The sequence below is a fragment of the Bavariicoccus seileri WCC 4188 genome, assembly GCF_000421665.1.
Taxonomy (GTDB): Bacteria; Bacillota; Bacilli; order Lactobacillales; family Aerococcaceae; genus Bavariicoccus; species Bavariicoccus seileri.
The window spans coordinates 1-3678 of sequence record NZ_ATXL01000085.1; the positions used below are offsets into that span (position 1 = coordinate 1).

Sequence of the window (3678 nt, forward strand, 5' to 3'; positions counted from 1 at the left end):
CATCTGTTAACGGCAGTGTCACCTCCTTTTTTTCCGCAAGTCGAATGACTTCCGTTATTTTTTGTCTTGAGTGACCAGTAGCTGCACGAATACTTCGAAGCGAAAAGCCATCAGACCTCATCTCCAATACTTTCCTATATTGGAACATAAAAAAACCTCCATATAATAAATGTCATGCTTTAGGCTTAAATGCCGTAGGCATGCACATTAATTATACAGAAGTTAATAAGTGGTAAACAGGTTGGCAATGACTGGTACATTTCATGGCAAAGGGTGGTACAAAACTTGGCAACGTTTGTACATTTCGCTGGCGGTAGTCAAACTAGGATATTAAAGACATGTTTAATATAAATGTCTAACATATATAGTCTCAAAAAGGATGTTATTACCTCTATTACCAAAGATAATAACATCCTTTCCTTCTATAGCTGTTTCTATAGTTGTTTTTTACTTTTTCTAATTGCTAGCCTTAATCAGATTATCAAATACATGGTAGCCAAATAGATTCAAATATATTCAAATACATTACAGTCATTACAGCCATTTTTAAAAAGGTAAAAACTAATCTTAATCTATAGTCGGGAATTCACTACCTACAGTGATATAATCTGGTCCTTTAGCAGTATCCATATATTGCAGTGCACCATCTTTAGTAACTCGGAACATTCCAGCTAATGGAGATGTTGTAGGATCAGCTCCCAATTCTTTATTCGTTTCTGAATCGTGATTTTCTCTAACTTCAATTCCTTTATTTCCATCCGCATCTACGTCAGAAAAATTAAATTTAAAATCATCTGCCGTAAATGTAGTGGGTTGATTTGGTTTGCTGTTAATATAATCAACAATCCATTCTTCAATTTTACTTTCACTTAAATCACTGCTACTTTTTGTTTCAGAACTATCTGTTGTATCTTCTGTTGTATCTGATGAATCATTGCCGTTACCATTTTCGCTCGTATCATCACTTGTGCCAGAAGCATTTGATGAGTCATCTGAACTACTAGAATCTGTTTGATCAGAGTCATTTGCATCGGAACCTTCTTCATAATCTTTATTTTGGTTTTCGACCACTTTGGTCGTATCTCCAGTATTATCGGCACTATTGTCTGCTTGAGCTTGGCAACCATATAATAACAGTGAACTACTCATAGTTAGCATCAATAGCCATTTCGATCTTTTCATAATTGATTACCTCCAGAAGGTTTTCTAGTTCAATAAATTTCGTGGCCAAATATATTCGCTCTTATAATTTTAACTACTTTAAGTATTGCTGTGAGAATTAATGTGAGTATTATTGTGACCATTACGCTATCATTATCACTCTATAATGTTTATGATAGCGTAATTAAAATTATATGTTAATAGGAAACAACATAATTATTTGTTAAATGTTGCTCATACAAGCTCCATGTCGATATGCGGAATCTCATCTTCTAGATAAATTTCCGATATTGCAGTAAATCCAAACGATTCATAAAATTTAGTCAAATAGTTCTGAGCTTGTATTTCTATCCTAGCATTTGGATATTTTTCTTCAATGAAACTGATTGCGGACCTTAACAACTGTTTACCTAATCCTATATGTCTATACGCTCTAGCGACACATACTCTACCTATTTTGACAGTTTGTCTCGAATGATCATCTTGTCTAACAGTATAAATTCTACAATATGCTGCTAGTTGACCCTTATCAATGATTTGCAGATGGTAAGAAATGGGGTCTATTTCATCAACATCTTGATAATAACATTTTTGCTCAACTACAAATACCGCGATTCTAAGTCTATAGATGTCATGAAGTTCTCTCGTGGTCAACTCATCAAATTGTTTTATCACTATCATTATCTCCCCTACCCTTCATTAGCAATATCCATTTGTAGCACCAATTATGTAGCACCAATTATGTAGCATCAATTATAATTATATCTATCATAAATGTAACCGAAATGTAACCTATAAATATAATAAAATAGTTATTGTACTTTGGCTCACTATTTGATTCATTAATCAAAATTAATTATAATACATTTGATTTAAAATATTCCAATAGTTTATCATCATATATGTTAATTTAATAATCGTACTTCCATCATTTTCAAATTACAAAATTATATTAAAAAAGATAAGAGCTAGTCTTAACTTCAGTTCTGATTATAAACGACAGGTATTATTGCTCAAATACGACAAATATATCCAGTTTTAGACAACTATATCCAACCATTATAAATGGCAACTAATTAAGCCAATCATTTTCAGGCCATCATGATATAAAACCATTAGATGCAGTCATTAAATAGTGACATACTCTTCTGACCAATTTTCAATTTCATTTAGAATTGGTGCCATTTTTTTGCCCTTTTCAGTAAGATGATATGTAATTTTTAGTGGTGATTTTGTCTCAATAACTTTCTTAATAATATCCTCTTTTTCTAGTTCCTTCAGTCTTTGCGACAGCATTTTTTCGCTAATACCATCGATTGGCTGTGCTAATTCACAAAAACGTTTAGGCTCATTCAATAAGACCAAAACAATTTGGCCAACCCATTTTCGACTAAAAATACTAAGTGCTTTCTCTACTTTCGGACAGAGCGTAGGATTGTGTTCATCCGACATAAGAATTCCCCTCTCTCAATCTATAACTCCATTATATCATGAAAAAACAAAATACTGAATTAAAGTAAGTAAAAACTCTTGACAGCGCTAACTAACAAATATATAGTGTTTATATAACATTAATAAACTTACAAAAAGAAAGAGGTTATACATTTGACACTATCTTCAGAGACTCATTCATTGTTCAAAGCAACTGAATCAAGACGTTCTATCTACCAATTAAATGATAAAACGCCTATTTCTAAAGACGATATCATTAAAATTGTTGAACATTCAATAAAATATACACCATCATCTTTCAATAGTCAAACGACTAGAGCGGTGGTTTTATTCGGTGATGATCATAAAGCTTTATGGGAACTAACAGCAGAAGAAGTTAAGAAAGTTGCTCCTGGTGACTTCGCACCAACTCAAGCAAAAATTGATGGTTTTGCTGCTGGAGCTGGAACCGTCTTATTTTTCGAAGATCAAAGTATTGTAAAATCCTTACAAGAACGTTTTAGTTTATATGCAGATAACTTTCCAGTTTGGTCGGAGCAAACTGATGGTATGGTAACATATGCGGTTTGGACTGATCTTTCAGTAGAAGGTGTAGGGGCTAACTTGCAACATTATAACCCACTTATCGATGGTAGAGTTGCTGAAAAATGGAACATCCCTTCTGACTGGTTATTGAGATCGCAATTAATCTTTGGTGGTATTGATGCAGAAGCTGGCGAAAAAGATTTCATGCCAGTTGATGAACGCGTCTTAACATTCGGTGCTTAATTTTTATAATCTAAACCTGAATCATTCATAGATTTTTATACAGGGACATTTTTATCAAAAAATTAGGCGAAACTGAAATGTTTCTTTCTTTTTTACAAATCGATTAGATTCCTTCCTAACGGAAGAAAAGAAAAGTTCATTTCTACTAAAAAAGAGCGCACTTTCCCCTTGTTTTTTTGAATAATTTTTAAAATTATCGATTTAACACTCGAATCATAGGTAAGTTAAATTCTGAAGAATCGTTTCAAACTCTTTGTCATACACATTTGCACAACTGAATTGGATTTGAACTCGACG

4 protein-coding genes are annotated in these 3678 nt (G+C 32.8%); 1 reads left to right on the forward strand and 3 read right to left on the reverse strand.

Features of this window, described 5'->3' with window-relative positions; all coding sequences use genetic code 11:
• Window positions 1-567: 567 nt before the first annotated feature.
• The 3 genes from H541_RS0110690 to H541_RS0110700 form a co-directional block, all read right to left on the reverse strand.
• On the reverse strand, window positions 568-1182 hold the full coding sequence (locus H541_RS0110690) for a hypothetical protein (protein ID WP_022797269.1): 615 nt from the start codon (window positions 1180-1182) through the stop codon (window positions 568-570).
• Between the two features lie 213 nt (window positions 1183-1395).
• On the reverse strand, window positions 1396-1842 hold the full coding sequence (locus H541_RS0110695) for a GNAT family N-acetyltransferase (RefSeq protein WP_022797270.1): 447 nt from the start codon (window positions 1840-1842) through the stop codon (window positions 1396-1398).
• 447 nt (window positions 1843-2289) lie between these two features.
• Window positions 2290-2613 (reverse strand): winged helix-turn-helix transcriptional regulator, encoded by a 324-nt coding sequence (locus tag H541_RS0110700; RefSeq protein ID WP_022797271.1) that lies wholly within the window; start codon window positions 2611-2613, stop codon window positions 2290-2292.
• Window positions 2614-2793: 180 nt separating this feature from the next.
• Here H541_RS0110700 and H541_RS0110705 point away from each other — a divergent pair, with 180 nt between their 5' ends.
• Window positions 2794-3381 carry a nitroreductase family protein gene (locus tag H541_RS0110705; RefSeq protein ID WP_420805205.1) on the forward strand — a complete coding sequence of 196 codons (588 nt, stop codon included), beginning with the start codon at window positions 2794-2796 and terminating at the stop codon, window positions 3379-3381.
• The last annotated feature ends 297 nt before the right edge of the window (window positions 3382-3678 follow it).